Source organism: Mycobacteriales bacterium (genome assembly GCA_035995165.1).
Taxonomy (GTDB): domain Bacteria; phylum Actinomycetota; class Actinomycetes; order Mycobacteriales; family CADCTP01; genus CADCTP01.
The window spans coordinates 32147-46600 of record DASYKU010000013.1 but is presented as its reverse complement, the minus strand read 5'-3'; the positions used below and the strand labels follow the sequence as shown (position 1 = coordinate 46600).

General features: G+C 73.3%; 15 protein-coding genes and 1 riboswitch. Of the genes, 6 read left to right on the top strand and 9 right to left on the bottom strand.

The features are described 5' to 3' along the window. The 5 genes from VGP36_02435 to nagA all read right to left on the bottom strand — a co-directional run. On the bottom strand, positions 1-296 hold a 296-nt coding region (locus VGP36_02435), incomplete at its 3' end, for a hypothetical protein (protein ID HEV7653581.1). A gap of 124 nt (positions 297-420) precedes the next feature. Beyond that, complete coding sequence (locus tag VGP36_02430) at positions 421-1416, bottom strand: C40 family peptidase (GenBank protein ID HEV7653580.1); 996 nt, start codon at positions 1414-1416, stop codon at positions 421-423. A gap of 79 nt (positions 1417-1495) precedes the next feature. Further along, positions 1496-1666: riboswitch (cyclic di-AMP (ydaO/yuaA leader) on the bottom strand. A gap of 112 nt (positions 1667-1778) precedes the next feature. Then, positions 1779-2690 (bottom strand): N-acetylmuramic acid 6-phosphate etherase, encoded by a 912-nt coding sequence (locus tag VGP36_02425; GenBank protein ID HEV7653579.1) that lies wholly within the window; start codon positions 2688-2690, stop codon positions 1779-1781. Beyond that, a complete protein-coding gene (locus tag VGP36_02420; protein ID HEV7653578.1) occupies positions 2687-3748 on the bottom strand; it encodes an SIS domain-containing protein in 1062 nt (353 codons plus the stop codon). Before VGP36_02420 ends, VGP36_02425 begins: the two co-directional genes overlap by 4 nt. A gap of 11 nt (positions 3749-3759) precedes the next feature. After that, positions 3760-5076, bottom strand: a complete 1317-nt coding sequence (gene nagA, locus VGP36_02415; protein HEV7653577.1) for an N-acetylglucosamine-6-phosphate deacetylase — start codon at positions 5074-5076, stop codon at positions 3760-3762. A gap of 154 nt (positions 5077-5230) precedes the next feature. Here nagA and VGP36_02410 point away from each other — a divergent pair, with 154 nt between their 5' ends. Then, on the top strand, positions 5231-5995 hold the full coding sequence (locus VGP36_02410; GenBank protein HEV7653576.1) for a GntR family transcriptional regulator: 765 nt from the start codon (positions 5231-5233) through the stop codon (positions 5993-5995). Between the two features lie 3 nt (positions 5996-5998). Here the strand turns inward: VGP36_02410 and VGP36_02405 are convergent, their stop codons facing one another. Then, on the bottom strand, positions 5999-6598 hold the full coding sequence (locus VGP36_02405; GenBank protein ID HEV7653575.1) for a DUF5709 domain-containing protein: 600 nt from the start codon (positions 6596-6598) through the stop codon (positions 5999-6001). Between the two features lie 40 nt (positions 6599-6638). After that, positions 6639-6887: a hypothetical protein gene (locus VGP36_02400; protein ID HEV7653574.1), complete on the bottom strand. Its 249-nt coding sequence runs from the start codon at positions 6885-6887 to the stop codon at positions 6639-6641. Between the two features lie 254 nt (positions 6888-7141). Here VGP36_02400 and VGP36_02395 point away from each other — a divergent pair, with 254 nt between their 5' ends. The 5 genes from VGP36_02395 (at position 7142) to VGP36_02375 (ending at position 12141) form a co-directional block, all read left to right on the top strand. Beyond that, a complete protein-coding gene (locus tag VGP36_02395; GenBank protein HEV7653573.1) occupies positions 7142-8497 on the top strand; it encodes a deoxyribodipyrimidine photo-lyase in 1356 nt (451 codons plus the stop codon). A 31-nt stretch (positions 8498-8528) separates the two neighbouring features. Beyond that, on the top strand, positions 8529-9581 hold the full coding sequence (locus VGP36_02390) for a sensor histidine kinase (protein HEV7653572.1): 1053 nt from the start codon (positions 8529-8531) through the stop codon (positions 9579-9581). After that, positions 9578-10279 carry a response regulator transcription factor gene (locus tag VGP36_02385; protein HEV7653571.1) on the top strand — a complete coding sequence of 234 codons (702 nt, stop codon included), beginning with the start codon at positions 9578-9580 and terminating at the stop codon, positions 10277-10279. The genes VGP36_02390 and VGP36_02385 overlap by 4 nt, the downstream gene beginning before the upstream one ends. 135 nt (positions 10280-10414) lie before the next feature. Then, positions 10415-11308: an ATP-binding cassette domain-containing protein gene (locus tag VGP36_02380; GenBank protein HEV7653570.1), complete on the top strand. Its 894-nt coding sequence runs from the start codon at positions 10415-10417 to the stop codon at positions 11306-11308. Further along, positions 11305-12141 carry an ABC transporter permease subunit gene (locus tag VGP36_02375; protein HEV7653569.1) on the top strand — a complete coding sequence of 279 codons (837 nt, stop codon included), beginning with the start codon at positions 11305-11307 and terminating at the stop codon, positions 12139-12141. Before VGP36_02380 ends, VGP36_02375 begins: the two co-directional genes overlap by 4 nt. A 10-nt stretch (positions 12142-12151) precedes the next feature. On the opposite strand, the gene VGP36_02370 is transcribed toward VGP36_02375, so the two are convergent. Next, entirely contained in the window at positions 12152-13339 is a 1188-nt protein-coding gene (locus VGP36_02370) for an ABC transporter permease (protein ID HEV7653568.1), read from the bottom strand. Positions 13340-13368: 29 nt separating this feature from the next. Further along, entirely contained in the window at positions 13369-14310 is a 942-nt protein-coding gene (locus VGP36_02365; protein HEV7653567.1) for an ATP-binding cassette domain-containing protein, read from the bottom strand. Positions 14311-14454 lie beyond the last annotated feature (144 nt).

Here is a 14454-nt window from a genome sequence, read left to right as displayed (position 1 = left end):
GTGACATCGGCCCGGACGTCCGCCAGGCGGGCGGCGACGCTGGTCTCGGTGTCGGAGACGTCCAGGCCATCCTGGTGCTTCTCCAGCCAGGCGGTGAGCTGGTCGAGCAGGTCCGGGATGATCTCCAGCGAGTAGCCGACGGCGCCGAAGACGGTGTAGACGTCGGCGGCGGTGCTGACGCCGGACCAGCTGGCGTGCGCGGCCTGGCGCAGCGCCTCCTCGGCGGTCCGGGCGGCACCCACCGCGGTCATCGCCTCCGTGATCGCGGGCAGGTCCTGGTCCTCCGGCTCGGTCATGCCGCTCGACCTACCCGATCCGTCGCCGGTCCGAACGCCTGGGGTCGGACGTACTGCGAGGGCCCGGCGCACCGCGGCCGGACCCTCGCTGGACGTACCCGTCCTTTGTGGACGGTGGAGCTGGCTAGGGCCGGATGGCCCCGCTGATCGGCATCATGTCCACGCTCGCGTACCGCACGACGTCGCCGGTCTGCGGAGCGTGGATGACCTGTCCACCGCCCACGTACAGCGCCACGTGATGGATCGGGGACCCGTAGAAGACGAGGTCACCGGGCTGGAGCGAGGAGGCCGACACCTGCCGGCCGGTGCTGAACTGCAGCTGGGAGGAGTGCGGGAGCGAGACCCCCGCCGCAGCCCAGGCGTACATGGTCAGACCCGAGCAGTCGAAAGTGGACGGTCCCGAGGCGGCCCAGACGTACGGGCTGCCGAGCTTCGAGCGGGCCACCGCGATCGCGGTCGCCGCGCCGCCGCTGGCCGGCACGTTCACGGTCGGACCACTGCTGGCCGGCGGCGTCCGCGACTCGTCCCGGGAGGCCCGATCGGCCGCCGGTGGCGAGTCGAGGAACGTCTGCTTCTCCGACGCGGTCAGCTTGTTGAACATCGTCTGGCTCTGCGCCGAGCGCTTGGCCAGGTCGGTCCGCTTCGCGGCCAGGCTGGCGGTCAGCTTCGCCGCCGCGGCCTGGGCCGCCTTGGCATCGCCGGCCGCCTTCGCAGCCGCGGTGCTTGCCTTGGTCGCCTCGGTGAGTACCGCCGCGCGGCGGCTCGACACGACGTCGATGATGCTCGCCTGGGAGACGAAGTCACCCGGCGAGCTGCTGGACAGCATCGCCCCGAACGTCCCGAACGGGTCCGAGCGCGACTCGGACGCCACCAGCTGCTTGATCCGGCCCCGGAACGCCGAAACCGTCTTGGCGGCGGCCGTCGCCTTCGCCGCGGCGGCCTTGGACTGGGCCGTGCGCTTCCCGAGCAGGATCCGAGCGTCGTTGAACTGCTCCGTGACCTTCTCGAACTGCTCGTTGAACGCCTTCAGCTGGGCCATCGCCTGTGCGGCGGTGGTCGGCGCGGAGGGGGTGGTCGCGCCGGGGGCCGCCTGGCCACTGGTCGCGAAGAACCCCACCATCAGGGCCACCGCACCAGCAACAGAAAGGGATCGGGACAGGCGGGAATACGGTCTCGGTACTGCCACCGAGGCGGCACTCCTTGTCTTCCAGTTCCACCGACCGGGTTAGCTGACGGGTTCGGGCGTGGAAGGCGCCCTACGGCAGGCCGTCCGCGAGCGGGCGGTCGTGCCGATTCACCCCAGGGGAAGAAGTGGGTCCCCGGCTCACGGCTTCGAGTGTTTCCGCGCCGTGATTAGGCGGTGACTTCCCGGTGTCACCCCCTAGTGGGTGACAGACGGCCGGTAAGCCGCGTGAAGACTACGGCCTGTACAGACGGAGTCAAGGACGTCTGACCCACCGTGACGCGTATCCGGGACAGACTTCACCCGTTCGGAGCAGGATCCCGGGTCGCAACCAGGTCGAGCGCCTCCCGCAAGTGACCACCGGTGCCAGCAAGAACACTCCGTGCAACCGGAATGGACACTCCACTGAGGAGGGTGAGAAGCGCCACTCTGCCGTCCCCATCGGCCTTTTCGACCGCCTCCGCGCACACATCGGCGTCCTCGCCGGTCGCGGCGACCAGCGCGGCAGCGATGCGGCCCCGCAGCTTCGAGTTGGTCGCCACCGCGCCGACCATGAGGTTGGACCAGGTCCGTCCACAACGGACCATTGTCGCGGTGGACAGCGCGTTGAGGGCCAGTTTCTGTGCGGTACCGGCCTTCAGGCGGGTCGAGCCGGTCACCGCCTCCGGTCCGGTCCGGATCGCGACGTGGACGTCCACTTCGGACCCTGCGGCGGCAGAGGGGTTTCCGGAGAGCAACACTGTGCGTGCACCGCGTTCGCGTGCTCTACGGAGCGCAGCGATGGCGAACGGTGTGCGACCGCTCGCGGTGACCCCGACCAGCACGTCGCCCGGACCGGCCAGCGCCCCGATCTCCGCGCCGGCGACCGTGTCGTCCTCCCCGTCGACCACGCCGTCGTACGCAGCCACGTGGGCGGTCCAGCGTCCGGGCTCCAGCCCGTACGTCGGGATGATCTCGTCGGCGTCGAGTGCGGCCAGCCGCCCCGACGTGCCGGCGCCGGCGAGGTGCACCCGCCCGCCGCCCCGCAGCACGGCCACCAGCAGGTCGACGGCCTGGGCCAGCTCCGGCAGGGCCCCGGCCACCGCGGCGGGCACGGTGGCGTCCTCGGCGAGGATCAGCCGTACGACGTCCGCGGTCGGCAGCCGGTCGATGTCCCCGGTGGCGGGGTTGCGGCCCTCGGTGGGCGAGTCCACGTGCACGGAAGTGGTCATGCCGGCCTCTCGTCGGTCTGGGTCACCTTCTTCAAGCCGCCGGGCGCGTCCGGGTCGAGCCCGAGCCGGCGGGCCAGCGCCTCCACCGCCCGCTGACCCGGTACGACCAGCGCGAGCGGGGCGAGCCGCTCGGACAGATCCGGGCCGGGCAGGGCGACGTCGGCCCGCGCGGCCAGCTCCGGCCCGCCGCCGACTGCGTACACGGGGACGCCGGCGGCGTGCAACCGGTCCGCGAGCGCGAGCACGCCGTCGAGCACGGGACCGTCGCCGGCCGCGACCAGCAGGGCCGGCGTCCGCGGTCCGGCGACCGCGATCGGGCCGTGGAGCAGGTCCGCATAGGACAGTCCACTTGCGTCGATCGAGCATGTCTCGCGAACCTTCAGCGAGAGCTCCCAGGCGGTGGAGGCGGCGAATCCGCGGCCGGACACCACCAGTCCGTCCACATCGGACAGCGCGTCGACCAGTGGGTCCACATCGGATTCGAGGGATTCCGCCACCGCATCGGGGATTCTCGCGGCCTCGTCCCGCAACGCGGGATCGGCGCCGAGCCCGAGGGCCAGCACGACCAAGGCCGCCAGCTGGGTCGTGTACGACTTGGTGGCCGGCACCGCGTACTCCGGGCCGGCCTCGGTCACCAGCGCGAGCTCGGCCGCGGCCGCGAGCGGGCTGCCGCCGTCGTTGGTGACCGCGACCGTGGCCGCGCCGCAGTCGGCCGCCCAGGCCAGCGTCTCGACGATCTCCTCGGTCCGGCCGGACTGCGAGAGGGCGACCGCGAGCACGCCGTCGAGGTCGAGCCGGCGGCGGTAGCGGGTGGCGACGGAGGGCGAGGCCGGGGTGGCCAGCCGGCCGGCGCCGACCTCGCAGAGGTAGCGGCCGTAGAGCGCGGCGGCGTCGGAGGAGCCGCGGGCGATGAACAGCACCTGCCTGGTCCGGGCGGCCAGCGCGGCCACGGCCGGCTCCAGCGGGAGGAGCGCGTCCAGGGTGCGCCGCAGCGCCGCCGGCTGCTCCCGGATCTCGGCCAGCATCCGGGTGGTGCCGACGGCGGGCTGAGCCGTCACGGCCGGACCCGTCACGGCCCGACCCGGTCGGCGGCCGGGCTCGATGCGGCGGCGCGCTCGGCGGCCGAGCTCGACGACCCGGCCGGGCTCGGCGCTCCCGCCGGCATCGGCGACCCGGTCGGCGTCGGCGACCCGGCCGGCCTCGGCGCGGCGGCCGGCCTCGGCGCGGCGGTCGGCCTCGGCGCGGCGGCGGGCCTCGGTGCGGCGGTGCCGTCCACCGCGCCCGGCACCTGCCCGTACGCGAGCCGCCCGCCGAGCCAGGTCGCCCGCGCGGTCAGATCGTCGCCGAGCCAGACCAGGTCGGCGGTGGCGCCGGGGGCGATCCGGCCGAGGTCGGGGCGGCCGATGATGTCGGCCGGCAGCCGGGTGGCCGCGTCCACCGCCGAGCGCAGGTCGATCCCGGCGGCGACGACGTTCGCGATCGCGGCGTCCAGCCGCAGCCCGGAGCCGGCGATCGTGCCGTCCGCGCGCCGGGGCAGGCCCAGTGGGTCGACCGAGACCTGCTGACCGCCCAGGTCGTACGTGCCCGGCGGCATCCCGGCGGCCGCGACCGCGTCGGTGACGAGCATGATCCGTCCCGGTGCGGCGGCGAACGCGAGCCGGCAGACCGGCGCGGCCACGTGGTGCAGGTCCGCGATCAGGCCGCAGGTCAGCCGCTCGTCGGCCAGAGCCTGCCCGACCACTCCGGGTTCGCGGTGGTGCAGCGGGCGCATCGCGTTGAACAGGTGGGTGACCAGCCGGGCGCCGGCGTCCGCGGCCGCCTCGGCCTGGGCCGCGGTGGCGTCACTGTGCCCGACGCTGACCAGCACGCCGGCCTCGGCCAGCCGCCGGACCGCGGCCATGCCTCCGGGCCGTTCGGGCGCGAGGGTGAGCATCCGCAGCAGGCCGGGCGCCGCCTCGATCAGCGCGTCGATCGCGTCCGGGGTGGGGTCGCGCAGCAGGTCCGGGTCGTGCGCGCCGTGCCGGTTCGGGGCCAGGAACGGTCCCTCGACGTGCACGCCGAGCACCCGGGCGCCGCCGAGGTCGGGCAGCTCCGCGGTCCGGCGCAGCGCGGCGACCAGATCCGGGACCGGCGCGGTGATGAACGTCGGCAGGAACGCGGTGACGCCGGTCTCCGGCAGCCGCCGGGCCACGTCGCGCCATTCGTCCGGTCCGGCCGCGACGAAGTCGACCCCGAAGCAGCCGTTGATCTGCAGGTCGACGAGGCCGGGGACGAGGACGCCGGAGGGCAGGTCCAGATCGGGCGAGACGCCACCGTACGTGTCGCCCGCGACCACGCCCAGCACCGATCCGTCGGAAACGGCGACGCAGGCTGGTCCGAGCGGCACGCTGTCAGCAACGACACGCGGCGCGCGGATCACATGCACGGGAACCTCCCCCGGGCAGGAACATTGACACTGTGCTTTGTGGTCTGGTCCACTTCCGGACTAGACCGGTCCATACCAGTGCGGCGACTGTAACCGCGGGAAGGAAGAAGGCGCAATGGCCGCCGGAGAGACCGCGGGAAAGGTCACGATCGACCACCACAGCCCGGTCCCGAAGTACTCGCAGCTTCGGGAGATCCTGCTGGACCTGGTCGAGACCGAGCTGGATGCCGATCAGTCGATCCCGTCCGAGCGGGAGCTGTCGGCGCGCTTCGGCCTGTCCCGGATGACCGTCCGGCAGTCGGTGGACCACCTGGTCTCCGAGGGCCGGCTCTACCGGGTGCAGGGCAAGGGCACGTTCGTGGCCCGGCCGAAGATCGAGATGCCGCTGCGGCTGGCCTCGTTCACCGAGGACATGCGGGCGCGCGGGCTGGAGCCCGGCTCCCGCGACCTCGACCGGCGGACCGACGAGGCCAGCGCGCACCTGGCCCGGATGCTGCAGATCGCGCCCGGCGACGAGGTTCACGTCATCGAGCGGCTGCGGACCGCCGACGGGATCCCGATGGCGGTCGAGCGCTCGCACATCCCGGCCGCGGTCGCGCCCGGCCTGTCCGAGGAGTCGCTGGCGGGCCGGTCGCTGTACGACCTGCTCGCCTCGACGTACGGCGTGCTGCTGGATCGCGGCGAGCAGACCATCGAGGCCGGCATCGCCGACCCGACCGACGCGGCCCTGCTGGACCTGCCGGCCGGCGCCGCCGCGGTCCTGCTGCTGCAGCGCCGGTCGTTCGTCGGCGATCGTCCGGTCGAGTTCGCGGTCTCGACGTACCGGGCCGACCGCTACCAGCTGCACGTGGCGCTGGAGGTGCCGCGGCCGGGCCGCTAGCCGTTACGGCTCGTCGGTGATGTGGACGGCGGCCTCCTCGGCGGAGGCGCCGGCCCCGGAGATGCCCGCGTCGTACGCGATCATGTCCTTCTCGGTGTCCGACTCCAGGCCCTCGTCCGGCTCGACCAGCCGGCCGGCGCGCGGCTCCTGCTCGTCGAAGTCCGCGGTCGGCACCTCGGTGTCGCCGTCCTCCTCCTCGACCAGCCGGTCGGCCTCGGGGTCCTCGAGGTCCGCGGCGGTGGCGGCGCGGCCGTCGGTGGTCTCGTCGGTGTCGATGAGCTCGCCGCGGGGCGGGTCGATCTGGTCGACCGGGTCACCGAGCTCGCGCTCCAGCACGTCCGGCTCCTCCTCGGCCAGATGCTGGTCCAGCGACTCGCCGTCGCGCATCTCGGAGAGGGTGTTGCCGAAGTCGGTGCGGTGGCTGGGGCGGTCGTCCGGGACCCAGCTCGTGTCGTAGATGGAGGACTTGGGGTCCGTCGAGTCGTCGCCCTCGTCGATGTCGTCGAAGGTCTCGTTGTCCTCGAGGGTCGTCTCCTCGTCGGGATCCATGAGAGCGTCCTGCGGGTCGCTCCCCGATTCCATCGAGCCCGGATCCACGCTCATGAGTCCGTCTCCCTCGGTCTATGGCTGCTCTCGCCGCCGGTCAGCGACGCTTCACGCTAGTCACCCGCAGTGGCGTCCCCTGCTGGCAGGTGCTCAAAACCCCGGGCTGGAGCACTCCCTCGACCCGGACGGGCACGCCCATCGGCACGTCCTTGCTGGTCAGGACGAGGTATCGGGTGTTGCCGGCGTTGAGCACCTTGCAGCCGGGCTCGACGCCGGTCTCGATGATGCCGTCGATCACGACGGGCTTGCCGGTGCCGATCGGGATGCCGGTGGGGCCGGGCTGCACCCCACCCCCTCCGGACGGAACCGTGGGCGGGACCGAGAACGGCGGCGTGGCGCTGGTGGGGCTCGCCGGGGCGGGCGCGGCGCCTGATTGCGGGGTCGCGTTCCCGCAGGCGGACAGGAGGATCGCCCCGCCCGCGGTCAGCAGGACGAGTTGGGCACGGAGTCGGGCCGTCACCATGTGTCGTCGGACGTACGGGACGGGCCCCGGGTTCCCTCGACAGGCGCCGGCCGCGATCCCGCCCTAGGGTCACGGCGGTGACCAGCGTGTTGTGGTTCCGGCGGGACCTGCGGATCGGCGACAACCCGGCGTTGCTCGCGGCCCTCTCCGAGTCGGCCGACGGCGGCGTGCTCCCGTTGTTCGTGCTCGACGACGCGCTGCGCAAGCCCAGCGGCGCTCCCCGGCTGGCCTTCCTCTACCGCTCGCTGCGGGAGCTGGACGACGCGCTCGGCGACCGGCTGGTGGTGCTGCGGGGCAAGCCGGAGAACGTGGTGCCGCGGGTGGCCCGCGAGGTCGAGGCGTCGTCCGTGCACGTCGCCGCCGACTTCGGCCCGTACGGGCGGGAGCGGGACGCGAGGGTCGAGAAGGCGCTGCCGGACGGGGTCGAGCTGGTCCGGACCGGCTCGCCGTACGCGGTCGCGCCGGGGCGGGTGCGCAAGGACGACGACACGCCGTTCCGGGTCTACACGCCGTTCTTCCGGGCCTGGATGCGGCACGGCTGGCGCGCCCCGGCCGACTCGGCCAAGGCCGAGGTCCGCTGGCTGACCGGGGTGGACTCGACCGGGATCCCGAAGGATCCCGACCTGCCGCCCGGGCTCACGCTGCCGGACGCGGGCGAGGCGGCGGCGCTGCAGCGCTGGGAGGACTTCCGCGAGTCGGCGCTGCGGGACTACTCGGACGGGCGCAACCGGCCGGACAAGCCGTCGACGAGTCGCCTCTCGGTCTACCTGAAGTACGGCGCGGTGCATCCGCGCACGCTGCTGGCAGACCTGTCCGGGCGTACCGGGACGGGGACGGAGACCTTCCGCAAGGAGCTGGCCTGGCGGGAGTTCTACGCCGACGTGCTCTGGCAGGAGCCGCGCACCGCCCGCGAGTGCCTGAACAAGGCGTACACGCGGATGGAGGTGGACTCGGACCGGGACCGGTTCGCGGCCTGGGCCGAGGGACGGACCGGCTACCCGATCGTCGACGCGGGCATGCGGCAGCTGCGGGCGGAGGCCTGGGTGCACAACCGGGTCCGCATGATCGTCGCGTCGTTCCTGGTCAAGGACCTGCACCTGGACTGGGGGCTGGGCGCGCGGGAGTTCCTGAACCACCTCGTGGACGGGGATCTCGCCTCGAACAACCACGGCTGGCAGTGGGTCGCCGGCTGCGGCACGGACGCCTCGCCGTTCTACCGGGTGTTCAACCCGATCACGCAGGGACGGAAGTTCGACCCCTCCGGGAACTACGTCCGCCGGTACGTGCCGGAGCTGCGGTCGGTCGAGGGCGCCGCCGTGCACGAACCGTGGGATCTGCCGGGCGGACCTCCTGACGGCTATCCGGACCGCATGGTCGATCACGCGGCAGAGCGCGAGGAGGCGCTGGCCCGGTACGAGAAGGTGCGCCGATAATCCGGGCGTGCCCTCGCGCTTTGCCGGATCTGTGCGCCGCGTCCTCGACGTGGCCATCCCGGCCGCGGTCGGGATCTATCAGACGGCGCTGATCATCGATCCGGGTCAGGACCACGGGTCCTGGCTGACGCTGCTCGGGGTGGTGTGCGCGGTGGGGTCCGGCGCCGTGCTGATCTGGCGACGGCCCGAGCCGGTGCGGGTGATGCTGGCGACGCTGGTCCTCGGGCTGGTCCTCCAGCTGCTCGCGCCGTACGCGGTCTTCCCGGTCGGGGCGCTGGTGGCGATGTGGTCGCTGACGGTGGTCCGGCCGCCGCGGCTGTCCTTGCCGGGGCTGGCCGCCGTACTGGGGCTGACCGCGGTGGCGCTGCTCGACTCGGTGCTGGAGGACGTCTGGTTCGCGATGGCCGTCGCAGTGGCGATCTGGGCGCTGGGCGAGGCCGTACGGAGCCGGCGGCAGGCCATCCTCGAGGCGTCCCGGCGAGCGGTCGGCGAGGAGCAGGCCCGCATCGCCCGCGAGCTCCACGACGTGATCGCACACAGCGTGTCGGTGATCGTGGTCCAGGCGGCGGCCGCGGACGACGTCTTCGACAGCCGTCCGGACCAGGCCCGGACGGCGCTGCGCTCGATCGAGGCCGCCGGGCGGGAGGCCCTGGGCGAGCTGCGGCAGCTGCTGGGCGCGGTATCGGCGCCGCGGCCGGGGCTCGGGCGACTGGCCGAGCTCACCGCTCCCCTGCAGGAGGCGGGGTTGGAGGTCGCGGTGCATCGCGAGGGAGCAGCCGGACTGGATCTGCCGGCGGGGGTGGACCTGTCGGCGTACCGGATCGTGCAGGAGGCGTTGACGAACACGCTGCGGCACGCCCGGGCGACTCGCGCGTCGGTCACGATCCGGACCGTCGGCGGGGACCTGGAGCTGGACGTGTCCGACGACGGGACCGCGCCTTCCGATGCCGGCTCCGGACCGGGTCGGGGGCTGGCCGGGATGCGGGAGCGGGCGGCGATGCTCGGCGGCACGCTGGACGCCGGGCCGATGCCCGACGGCGGCTTCCGGGTCCGGGCGCGACTGCCGCTGGAGGCGGCGCGGTGACCGTACGGGTCCTCCTCGCGGACGATCAGGCGCTGGTCCGCGGCGGCTTCCGGATGATCCTCGACGCCCGTCCCGACCTGTCGGTCGTCGGTGAGGCGGCGGACGGGCAGGAAGCCGTGGCGCTGGCCGCCGACCTGCGACCCGACGTCGTGCTGATGGACATCCGGATGCCGGTGATGGACGGGCTGGAGGCGACGCGGCGGATCGTCTCCTCCGGGAGCAGCACCCGGATCGTCGTCCTCACGACGTACGACGCCGACGACTCGGTGTTCGCGGCGCTGCGGGCGGGTGCGAGCGGCTTCCTGCTCAAGGACGCGCGGCCGGGCGACCTGGTCGACGCGGTCCGGGTGGTGGCCGCCGGCGACGCGCTGCTCGCGCCGTCGGTGACGCGGCGGTTGCTGGACCGGATGATGGCCGGTGCGTCGGCCTCCTCCTCCGGCTCCCCCGGCTCCCCGGGCTCCGCCGGCTCCTCCGCGTCGCCGGCCGAGCTCGACCGGCTCACCGAGCGGGAGCGGGAGGTGCTGCGGCTGGTCGCGTCGGCGCTGTCCAACGCGGAGATCGCGGCGCGGCTGTCGTTGAGCGAGACGACGGTGAAGTCGCACGTCTCGGCGGTGCTGCGCAAGTTCGGGTTGCGGGACCGGGTGCAGGCGGTCGTGCTGGCGTACGACGTCGGGCTGGTCCGGCCCCGGACGGTCTGACCTCCTTCCTCCTTCCTACGGAGGAGGTCCAGGACGGTCCTCACGTCGGATGTGCGGAGACCCGTCCGCTCCTAGCGTCGTCTCCGTGATCGACGACGAACCCGCATCTCACCGGCGACCCGACGGAGGACCGTCGTGATCGAGGTCCGCAACGTGTCCAAGCGGTACGGCGAGACCATGGCCGTCGACCGGGTGAGCTTTGACGTCCGGCCCGGGCTGGTGACCGGCTTCCTCGGTCCGAACGGGTCGGGCAAGTCGACGACGATGCGGCTGATCCTCGGCCTCGACCGGCCGACGAGCGGGTACGCGACGGTGCACGGCAAGCCGTACCGGGAGCTGGCGGCGCCGTTGCGGGAGGTCGGCGCGCTGCTCGACGCGAAGGCGGTGCACGGCAACCGGACGGCCCGGCGGCACCTGACCTGGCTGGCCCGGGCCGGCGGGATCCCGCTGCGACGCGTGGACGAGGTCCTCGACCTGGTCGGGCTGACCGAGGCAGCCGACCGGAAGGTCCGTGGGTTCTCCCTCGGCATGTCGCAACGGCTGGGCCTGGCGGCGGCGCTGCTCGGCGAGCCCGGGACGTTGCTGCTCGACGAGCCGGTCAACGGGCTGGACCCGGACGGGATCCGGCAGGTGCGGGTGCTGTTGCGGACGCTGGCCGCCGAGGGGCGGACCGTCCTGGTCTCCAGCCACCTGATGGCCGAGATGGAGGAGACCGCCGACCACGTGCTCGTGATCGGCGACGGGCGGCTGATGGCCGACACCCCGCTGGCCGAGCTGACCAGGCGACACGGCGGTGGCCGGGTTCGGGTCATCTCGCCCGAGGCCGGCCGGCTCGACCCCGTCCTCGCCGCCGCCGGCGGCCGGATCCGATCCCAGCCGGACGGCGCGATCGAGGTGAGCGGACTGACCGCGGCCGAGGTCGGCGACGCCGCGGCGGCGGCTGGCATCACGCTGCACGAGCTGACGCCGCTGCGGGGCACTCTCGAGGCGGCCTTCCTCGACCTGGTCGAGACGGGAGCGAAGTCATGAGCACCGACGTCGACGTACGCGCTGCGTCCGGGTCCCGGGCCGACTTCGGGTCTCCGCCCGGTCTCGGGGCGACGCTCGCGTCGGAGTGGACGAAGTTCGCCTCGCTGCGCTCGGTCCGCGTGACGCTCCTGCTCGGCACCGTGCTCGGTATCGGGTCGACCGCGCTGCTCGGCTGGGCCGTGCTCGCCACCTGGCAGGAGTGGCCGGCGGCGGAGCGCGCCTCGTTCAGCCCGGTGGAGACCTCGCTGATCGGCACGATCCTGACCGGGACGCTGTTCTCCGTCCTCGGCGTCACCGCGGTGTCCTCGGAGTATTCGTCCCGCATGGCTGCGCTGACCTTCACGGCGACGCCCCGCCGGGAGCGGGTGCTGCTGGCGAAGATCGTGGTGGTCGCGGCGGTGACCTTCGTGGCGACGCTGGTCGCGGTGGCCGGGATGGTGCTGGTGGCCCGGATCATGTTCGCCGGCTATGACCTGCCGACCGCGAGCACCGGCCGGATCCTGCGGATCATCGTCGGCGTCGCCGCCGGGGCGCCGCTGTTCCCGGTGATCGGCGTGGCGCTCACCTTCGTGCTCCGCAGCGCGGCCGGCTCGGTGGCCGCGCTGCTCGGACTGCTGTTCGGCCCGTACGTGCTGGCACCCTTCCTCCCGCACTGGTGGGAGGACCACGGCCAGAAGTACCTGCCGGGAGCCGCCTCGGACAGCCTCACGCTGCCCCCGCTGGCCGACTCCCCGGACCAGCTCAGCACCTGGCTGGCGGCGCTCGTGCTCGCCGGCTGGCTCGCCGCCTTCCTCGGCGTGGCCCTGTTCGTGCTCGACCGGCGGGACGTGTGACGTGCGGTCCTCAGACTCCCGTCGTCGCGCGATCGCGGCCACGGCCGGCCGCCAGCGCCTCGCGGATGCGGACCCGCGGCCCGCTGCGGAGCACCGCCCCGGCGTAGATCCGGCCGGCGAGGCGGATGAGCAGCACGACCACGACGGCCATGAGCAGCATCGAGACCCCGACCTGCCAGAACGGCACGTCACCCGCGGCCCAGCGGATCGGCATCACCATCGTGGAGAACGGCGGCAGGATCGACGTCACCCGCGCCAGCCCGCTGTCGGGGCTGTTGAGCGCGGTGATCGCCAGGAAGAAGCTGCCGACCAGCAGGATCGACAGTGGCGCGGTGACGTTCTGGACCTCCTCCTGCCGGGACACCAGGGAGGCGAGCGCCGCGTACAGGCAGGCGTAGAAGGCGAAGCCGAGCAGGAACCAGATCAGCACCTGGCCGGCGACACCCGCGATGCCGGACGGGACGTCCACCGCGCCGGTCCCGAGCGCGGCCACGATGCCCACCAGCCCGGTGAGCACCAGCTGACCCAGCCCGAGCAGGCCGATGCCGATCACCTTGCCGGTGAGCAGCTGCCACGGGCGCAGCGTGGCCAGCAACAGCTCCACCACCCGGCTGGACTTCTCCTCGACCACGCCGAGCGCCACCCAGACGCCGTAGCCGATGAGCTGGAAGTAGAGCAGCAGCACGCCGAAGAACGCGGCGCTGCGGCGGGAGTCGGAGTCCGGGTCGGGCGGGTTCAGGGCGGTCACCGCGAGCGGTGGCACGTCGAGAGCCTGCGTGACCGCGGCGGCGTCGAGACCGGCGGCGGTGAGCCGGGCCGCCCCCGCCGCCTGGCGGTACGCGGTCTGTACGACCTGCTCGGTCGTGCCCGACAGCTTCTTGTCGACCAGCACCCGGTCGGTGCCGAGGAAGACGGCGTCGGCGTCGCCGCCGTCGACCGCCGCCCGGCCGGCGGCCTCGTCCGGGTACTGCGTGATCGTCAGGGTCGCGCCCTGCACGGTCACCGCCTGCTCGAGCGCGGGCCGGACCGTCGAGGAGTTGCCGACCAGGCCGACGGTCACGTCGTTGTCATCGGGGTCGAACAACGTCGGGATGACGACGACCGCCGCGACGATGAGCAGCGTGATCGCCGTCGAGATGAGGAAGCTGCGCTCCCGGATCCGGGTGCTGATCTCCCGCCGCAGGACCAGCGGCACCATGCCTCGAGGTGCACCCCGCTCGCGCCCGCTCATACCGCCGCCTCCTGCCGGTCCTGGACCGGTTCGCTCGCGTCCGGGGCGGGCTCGGACACTGCCTCCCGGAACAGCTCGGTCAAGGTGGGCTGCCGCCAGCTGAAGTGCTCGACCCGGCCGGCCCGGGTCGCCGCCGCCAGCACCTGCTGGTCGTCGACGCCGTCGGCGAGATCGAGCACGACCTCACCCCGCCGCTCGCTGACCACGGTCACGCCGGGCAGCGCCGCGGCCCAGGCCGCGGACGCGCCCGGGACCACGACGACCAACTGCCGGCGGCCCTCCTGGGCGCGCAGCTGGTCGACGGTGCCGGTGGCGACCATCTGGCCGGCGTTGATGATGCCGACCGAGTCGCACAGTCGCTCGACGAGGTCGAGCTGATGGGAGGAGAACACGACCGGCACCCCGCCGCGGGCCCGCTCCAGCAGGACCCCCGCCAGGGCATCCACGCCGACCGGGTCGAGCCCGGAGAACGGCTCGTCCAGCACCAGCACCTCGGGCGAGTGCACGAGCGCGGCGGCGAGCTGCACGCGCTGCTGGTTGCCGAGCGAGAGCTTCTCGATGGCGTCATTGCGGCGCTCGGCGACGCCGAGCCGCTCGGTCAGGTCCTCGGCGGCGCGGGTCGCGGCCGGCGCGTCGAGGCCGTGCAGCCGGGCCAGGTAGACCAGGTGCTCGACGACCCGCATCTTCGGGTAGAGGCCGCGCTCCTCGGGCATGTAGCCGAACCGCCGCCGGGTCTCGAAGGTCACCGGGGCGCCCTGCCAGCGCACCGCTCCGGCGTCCGCGGCCAGCACGCCGAGCATGATCCGCATCGCCGTCGTCTTGCCGGCGCCGTTGGCACCGACGAACCCGTAGACCTCTCCGGGACGGACGGAGAAGGACAGGTTGCGCAGGGCGACCTTGTCGCCGTACCGCTTGGTCAGACCGTCGACTTCCAGCATGCTTTCCTCTCTGGACGGGCGGCTGTGCTGGCATCCTCCCCCCATCCGGATGGACCCCACACCCGGGAAAGACGGCCTAATCCGGATGCTTTGGACATACTGCAGATGTCGGGCGTATGCTCCACCCCGTTCGGGCTCCGGCTG

Excerpts from the sequence above, each read along its gene's own strand:
- VGP36_02405 (HEV7653575.1), bottom strand. The coding sequence starts at position 6,598 with ATGAGCGTGGATCCGGGCTCGATGGAATCGGGGAGCGACCCGCAGGAC.
- VGP36_02430 (HEV7653580.1), bottom strand. The coding sequence starts at position 1,416 with ATGGTGGGGTTCTTCGCGACCAGTGGCCAGGCGGCCCCCGGCGCGACC.
- VGP36_02375 (HEV7653569.1), top strand. The coding sequence starts at position 11,305 with ATGAGCACCGACGTCGACGTACGCGCTGCGTCCGGGTCCCGGGCCGAC.
- VGP36_02370 (HEV7653568.1), bottom strand. The coding sequence starts at position 13,339 with ATGGTGCCGCTGGTCCTGCGGCGGGAGATCAGCACCCGGATCCGGGAG.
- VGP36_02365 (HEV7653567.1), bottom strand. The coding sequence starts at position 14,310 with ATGCTGGAAGTCGACGGTCTGACCAAGCGGTACGGCGACAAGGTCGCC.
- VGP36_02410 (HEV7653576.1), top strand. The coding sequence starts at position 5,231 with ATGGCCGCCGGAGAGACCGCGGGAAAGGTCACGATCGACCACCACAGC.
- VGP36_02425 (HEV7653579.1), bottom strand. The coding sequence starts at position 2,690 with ATGACCACTTCCGTGCACGTGGACTCGCCCACCGAGGGCCGCAACCCC.